4 protein-coding genes and 4 pseudogenes are annotated in these 6,663 nt (G+C 51.3%); 7 read left to right on the top strand and 1 reads right to left on the bottom strand.

Annotated elements, in window-relative coordinates:
- Positions 1–131: 131 nt before the first annotated feature.
- From BBW68_RS17625 to BBW68_RS15830, 6 genes and pseudogenes are all read left to right on the top strand, one after another.
- A pseudogene (locus BBW68_RS17625) lies at positions 132–260 on the top strand (IS256 family transposase); the annotation flags it as partial.
- Positions 261–266: 6 nt separating this feature from the next.
- A pseudogene (locus tag BBW68_RS15835) lies at positions 267–428 on the top strand (GAF domain-containing protein); the annotation flags it as partial.
- 147 nt (positions 429–575) lie between these two features.
- A complete protein-coding gene (gene proQ, locus BBW68_RS04850) occupies positions 576–1,268 on the top strand; it encodes an RNA chaperone ProQ (RefSeq protein ID WP_070134246.1) in 693 nt (230 codons plus the stop codon).
- 19 nt (positions 1,269–1,287) lie between these two features.
- Positions 1,288–3,333, top strand: coding sequence for a carboxy terminal-processing peptidase (prc, locus tag BBW68_RS04845; protein WP_070134245.1), 2,046 nt, complete (start codon positions 1,288–1,290; stop codon positions 3,331–3,333).
- A 193-nt stretch (positions 3,334–3,526) separates the two neighbouring features.
- Positions 3,527–4,399 (top strand): protease HtpX, encoded by an 873-nt coding sequence (htpX, locus tag BBW68_RS04840; RefSeq protein WP_070134244.1) that lies wholly within the window; start codon positions 3,527–3,529, stop codon positions 4,397–4,399.
- Positions 4,400–4,500: 101 nt separating this feature from the next.
- Positions 4,501–5,495: pseudogene (locus BBW68_RS15830) on the top strand (IS110 family RNA-guided transposase).
- Positions 5,496–5,841: 346 nt separating this feature from the next.
- Here BBW68_RS15830 and BBW68_RS04830 read toward each other — a convergent pair.
- Positions 5,842–6,051 (bottom strand): annotated as a pseudogene (locus BBW68_RS04830) (MFS transporter); the annotation flags it as partial.
- Positions 6,052–6,312: 261 nt separating this feature from the next.
- Between BBW68_RS04830 and BBW68_RS04825 the strand changes: the two are divergent.
- Positions 6,313–6,612 (top strand): IS3 family transposase, encoded by a 300-nt coding sequence (locus BBW68_RS04825; protein ID WP_070134241.1) that lies wholly within the window; start codon positions 6,313–6,315, stop codon positions 6,610–6,612.
- The last annotated feature ends 51 nt before the right edge of the window (positions 6,613–6,663 follow it).

Raw genomic sequence — 6,663 nt, 5'->3', positions numbered from 1 at the left:
GTCACTTTGTTGCGTTTCGACTGGAAATGGGCGCAAGACTCTACCCGAAGCACTGTCAGCTCTCCTCGGCGAAGCCGCTTCCAGCCTCTCAGCTAGCACAATACAGTCGTCTGAAGGCGCACTGAGCTTCAATAAGGACGACGGTTCCTATCGAGTCAGCGTTTGCGACTGTCAGGCTACGGAGCAAGCGGGCGAAGAACTGCGGCTCGAGGGCGACGACGCTCGCGATGGTATTCAAGCTGCTCCAGTCAGTACAAAAATTTTAGGGCCATATTGCCTGTGATGTTGCCAGTAACGCGGAAATTGTGCTGCCGTTAGTGGTAAGTGGTCAGATTATTGGCATGTTAGATATCGACAGCGTTGAATATAACCACTTTGATAGTGAGGATGAAGCGGGGCTGAAAGCGTTGACTGACGGGCTTTGTTAGGTGCTTGCCGGATCGGATGTGGAAAAATTTATTCATATGAAACGCACCTAAAGCGCTGGATCACGTAGCAATTGCTGATGGGGTCATTATAATGTCGCCTGTTCATGCCTGCGCTGATTGGCAAACCCGTTGTAATCAGGAAATTTCATGGAAAATCAACCTAAGTTGAATAGCACCAAACAAGTCATCGCCTTTCTGACCGAGCGTTTCCCACAATGCTTTACCGCCGAAGGCGAAGCACGACCACTGAAGATCGGAATCTTTCAGGATTTAGTCGATCGCGTGCAGGGTGAAATGAACCTGAGTAAAACTCAGCTTCGTTCAGCACTGCGTCTTTATACTTCCAGCTCGCGCTATCTGTACGGCATCAAAGTCGGCGCGACTCGTGTTGACCTTGATGGCAATACTTGTGGTCTGCTGGATAAACAGCATGTTGAACATGCGAGCAAACAGCTTGAAGAAGCCAAAGCGCGCATGCAGGCACAGCGCGAACAGCAGCAAGCGAAAAAACGTAAAGCCGGTGAAGACACCGCACCGCGTCGTCCGCGTAAACCTATTCGTAAACCTGCAGCCAAAGGTAAGCAGCCACGTAAAGTGCGCAGCAAGCCAGAGTGTCCGCAGGCTGAACGCAACTCTTCTGCACCAAGAGAAGAGACTCAAACGTCGAGTAGCAAACCAGTTACCGACACCTCAGCGTTGCAAGTGGGTCAGAGCATTAAAGTTACCGCAGGCAAAAGTGCGATGGATGCCACCATTCTTGAAATTTCTAAAGATGGCGTCCGGGTACAGCTGGCTAACGGTCTGGCAATGATAGTACGTGCAGAACACTTGCAGTTCTGATACGGAGGCTAATCAGGGCATGAACACTCTTTTTAAACGCACCATCATTGCGGGCCTGCTGATTGCAGGCAACGCCTTCGCGACCGATAACATCACCCGTGCAGACCAGATCCCGCAGCTGCACCAAGAAGCACAGCACGCTACCGTCAGCGAGCGCGTCACTTCCCGCTTTACCCGTTCCCATTACCGCCAGTTTGACCTCAATCAAGATTTTTCGGTCAAAATCTTTGAACGTTACCTGAACCTGCTGGACTACAGCCACAATGTGCTGCTGGAGTCTGACATTCCGCAATATACGGACAAGAAAACCACGCTGGGCGATAAGTTAAAAAGCGGCCAGCTTTCGGCGTTTTACGATCTGTATAATCTGACGCAAAAACGCCGTTTTGAACGTTATCAGTACGCGCTTTACGTGCTGAATAAGCCGATGAACTTTACCGGCAACGACACCATCGATATCGACCGCAGCAAGTCCCCTTGGCCTAAAAACACTACAGAGCTCAATGCCCTGTGGGATGCTAAGGTGAAGTATGACGAGTTGAGCCTGAAACTGGCCGGTAAAGATGAGAAAGAGATTCGCGAAGTCCTCACCAAGCGCTATCAGTTCGCTGAACGTCGCCTAGCGCAGAGCAACAGCGAAGACGTGTTCCAGCTGGCGATGACCGCGTTCGCGCATGAAATCGATCCGCACACCAACTATCTCTCCCCGCGTAACACCGAGCAGTTCAACACCGAAATGAGCCTGTCTCTGGAAGGTATTGGCGCGGTGCTGCAGATGAATGATGATTACACGGTGATCAACTCAATGGTTGCCGGTGGTCCGGCGGCGAAAAGCAAAACCATTACTGTGGGCGACCGTATTGTTGGCGTTGGTCAGCCGGGCAACCCGATGGTCGATGTAATCGGCTGGCGGCTGGATGATGTCGTCGCGCAGATCAAAGGACCTAAGGGCAGCAAAGTGCGCCTAGAAATCCTGCCTGCTGGCAAAGGTACTAAAACCCGTACAGTGACGCTGACGCGTAAGAAGATCCGTCTGGAAGACCGCGCGGTCAAAATGACGGTACATAACGTCGGCAAACAGAAAGTCGGCGTGCTGGACATTCCTGGTTTCTACGTTGGCCTGACTGACGATGTAAAGGTGCAGCTGCAGGAATTGCAGAAGCAGAACGTTGACAGCATTGTTATCGACCTGCGCACCAACGGGGGTGGAGCACTGACCGAGGCGGTTTCGCTCTCTGGTCTATTTATCCCAAGCGGCCCGGTGGTTCAGATTTGCGATAACAACGGTAAAATCCGCCAAGATAGCGACAACGACGGAATTACTTACTACAAAGGTCCGCTGGTGGTGCTGGTTGACCGCTTCAGTGCTTCGGCATCTGAAATCTTCGCCGCTGCCATGCAGGACTATGGCAGCGCGCTGATTGTCGGTGAGCCTACCTTCGGTAAAGGTACGGTACAGCAGTACCGCTCGCTGAACCGCATTTACGATCAGATGCTGCGCCCTGAATGGCCGGCGCTGGGTTCCGTGCAGTACACCATTCAGAAATTCTACCGCATCAACGGCGGCAGCACGCAGCGTAAGGGGGTAACGCCTGACCTGCTGATGCCTACCGGCATAGAAGCGATTGATACCGGTGAGAAGTTTGCGGACAACGCGTTGCCGTGGGATAGCGTTCCTGCTGCTACCTATACCAAAACCGGAGATCTCAAGCCGCTGGAAGCACAGTTGATTAAAGAACATCAGGATCGTATCGCCAAAGATGCTGAGTTCCAGTACATCATTAAGGATGTCACCCGCTTTAATGCCAACAAGGACAAGCGTAATATCATCTCTCTGAATCTTGCCGAGCGCGAGAAAGAGAACAAAGAAGATGATGCATTGCGCCTAGAACGCATTAATGCTCGCCTGAAAGTGGAAGGTAAGAAACCGCTGGCGAAGCTGGAAGATTTGCCAAAAGACTACAAAGAGCCCGACCCCTATCTGGATGAAACGGTGCAGATTGCCAACGACCTGGCGCAGCTGGAAAAACAGCAGCCGCCAGTGACACTGGCAGCGGCAAAATAAGCCCAACAGGCACAGCAATCGCTGTGCCTTTTTTATTCTGCTTGTTCTGCTTAGCGCTGTGCGCAAAAAGTAACACAAAGTGTAAAGTTATGTCTTTAAAAACACTTAAAGATTAAGAGTGCTTGAAAATCGGCGTATTGACCTTACGATGGTGGTACGCTAAAAAGCGGAATAACTGAGGAAGTTTAATTTTATGATGCGTATTGCTCTTTTCCTGTTAACCAACCTAGGGGTTATGGTGGTTTTCGGGCTGATCCTCAGCCTAACAGGGATCCAGTCAAGCAGTGTAATGGGCTTGATGATCATGGCGGGTCTGTTTGGCCTCGGCGGTGCGTTTGTTTCACTGCTGATGTCGAAGTGGATGGCACTGCGCTCCGTTGGTGGTGAAGTGATTGAACAGCCGCGTAACGAAACTGAACGCTGGCTGATGGAAACTGTGGACCATCAGGCTCAGCAAGCGGGCATTGCCATGCCGCAGGTGGCTGTTTACCATGCGCCCGACATTAACGCCTTTGCTACCGGTGCGCGTCGTGATGCGTCGCTGGTAGCAGTATCAACCGGTCTGTTGCAGAACATGAGCCGTGATGAAGCAGAAGCGGTGCTGGCTCATGAAATCAGCCATATCGCCAACGGTGATATGGTGACCATGGCCCTGATTCAGGGGATTGTGAATACCTTCGTGATCTTTATCTCGCGCATTCTGGCACAGCTGGCAGCGGGCTTTATGTCCGGTAACCGCGACGAGGAAGACAGCAGCAACGGTAACCCAATGGTGTACTTCGCGGTATCGATGGTGTTGGAGCTGGTGTTTGGTATTGTCGCCAGCATTATTACCATGTGGTTCTCACGCCACCGTGAATTCCATGCGGATGCGGGTGCTGCTCGCCTAGCCGGGCGTGAGAAGATGATTGCCGCACTGCAACGTCTGAAGACCAGCTATGAGCCGCAGGAAGCCAGCAGCATGATAGCCTTCTGCATCAATGGTAAATCCAAGTCGTTGAGCGAGCTATTTATGTCGCACCCACCGCTGGATAAACGCATTGAAGCGCTGCGCAGCGGCGTTTGACTGCTTGATGAAAAACCCGCCCTCGCGGCGGTTAATGAGATGGTCCCCACCACCCTGCGAGCGGTACGCTGACAGGGTGGTTTTTTATGGAGAAGACCATCATGCAAAACGTCACGCTTATTGGTATCGATCTCGGCAAACATTCTTTTCACATTCATTGTCAGGGTAAATCAGGCAAGGCATTACTGCGAAAAAATTTACCTGCACCAAACTCATTGAGTTTCTGGCTACGTGCACACCGACTACTGTTGTAATGGAAGCCTGCGCTGGGTCCCATTTTATGGCCTGTCGGATCGCTGATTTAGGGCATGCAGCGAAGCTGATTTCTCCGCAATTTGTCCGCCCTTTTGTAAAGAGTAACAAGAATGATTTTGTCGATGCTGAAGCCATCTACGAAGCAGCATCTCGCCCGTCCATGCGATTTGTTCAATCCAGAACTGAGGCTCAACAGGCTATGCGTGCCCTGCATCGGGTTAGGGAATCCCTGGTGAGATTAAGACAACGAACCAGATGCATGCTTTTTACTGGAATTTGGTATCAGTATGCCCGTCGGCATTGCCGTTATAAGACGGCTTTCAACGGTGTTGGCTGATAATGAACTTCCAGCCTATCTTGCGCGATTACTGATGCGTTTACATGCGCATTATCTTTATCTGACAGAGTAGATCACTGAACTGGAAACAGAGCTGGAGCAGGAACTGGGCCATGATAAAACAGGACAGCACCTTCAGACTATACCGGGTATAGGGCCAATAACCGCCAGCGTTTTATCTTCTCAGTTGGGCGATGGTAAGCAATATGCCAGCAGCCGTGATTTCGCTGCTTCAACCGGACTGGTACCACGCCAGTACAGACGGACGGCAGAAATACACTTTTAGGCATAAGTAAACGCGGAGATAAAAACCTGCGACGTTTGCTGGTTCAATGTGCTAGGCTGTTTATCCAGAGAATCGAACATCAGTCAGGAAGTCTGGCTGAATGGGTAAGAACTCAGCTTGAACGAAAGCACTCCAATGTAGTGGCCTGTGCCCTAGCGAACAAGATGGCCCGAATAGCGTGGGCAATAACGACCCGGCAAACCGTGTTTGAAAGGTAACGGTAACGCAGTTTACCTGACGGGTTAATCGTTAATAAAGTAGTTCCCTATCTGGTTTTGCGAAGACTGATTATTGATGACATGAACGGCGTATCGACCTAGTGAAAAGCTAATATAAAAAATGGCTCTCTGAAGCCGTGCGGTTTTTTTAGGCTTATCAGATGCGGAACTCATCGTGGCGCGGGCATCCTTGTCCATAGTGACGTGACGCCGGATAGATTTAAGCAAGCCCACCATTAATCAAAAATCAGTGTTGCAAAAATGGTGGGAACCATAGATTTTTTGTACTCAAGCTCCACTGTTCTGGCGGGCAGTTTCCCGCGCTGGTGCATTACACAGCCACATAGCCGGGCAATCCATTGGCTCCTCCGCTGCGGTGACGCGGTACCAAAGAGATAATCGTGTGATTATTCGGTGACCGGAACAGACCAAATCCGGCACCGCACAGCATCATGCGCCAGATGATATCGGCGTCTGATAGGCTGGTGGGTAGCAGGGCGAGAGCAAACAGCCCGGCGGCAAACATCGCTAGGCCAATCGCGCCCAGCAGCCCGGCCACCGTGATGCCGAGTACAATAGCCAATATGGCCCCGTGGTGCTGGGGTAGCGGCAATCCATCGTTAGCTGAAGTTGAGTGCATAGCGTTGAAATAGTTACGTGGGAGAAGAATGCCAGTATGTGAATTGCTGAAAACTATCAGCAGATGTGTCCACGCTGTAGTAGCCGTCATTGCGCATAGCAGATGTAGTGGCACACTGATACTAGACACCTGATCGGAAGGTGATATTCTCACCTTCCCAACACCACAGGTGACCCAATGGCTAAACATTTCACGCCAGAATTTAAGCTCGAAGCGGCGAAGTTAGTTGTCGACCACGGCTATACCTACGTTAAGGCCGCAGAGGCAGTTAACGTAAGCCATTCGGCTATCACCCGTTGGGTGAATAAGCTGCGACTTGAGCGCCAGGGGAAAACGCCCGCCGGGCTTCCTCTGACGCCAGAACAGCTCGAGCTGCGTGAGGCGAGGAAGAAAATACAACGCCTTGAAATGGAGAACGAAATCCTAAAAAAGGCTACGGCGCTCTTAATGTCGGACGCACTCCACGGTTCACGGTAGTCGACAGGCTAAGAGCGAGGTATCCGGTCGCTGCGTTGTGCCAGACTTTTG

It is taken from the genome of Candidatus Erwinia dacicola (assembly GCF_001756855.1).
Taxonomy (GTDB): Bacteria; Pseudomonadota; Gammaproteobacteria; order Enterobacterales; family Enterobacteriaceae; genus Erwinia; species Erwinia dacicola.
Note: the sequence above shows the minus strand (reverse complement) of the source record. Positions and strands in the feature narration are given on the sequence as shown.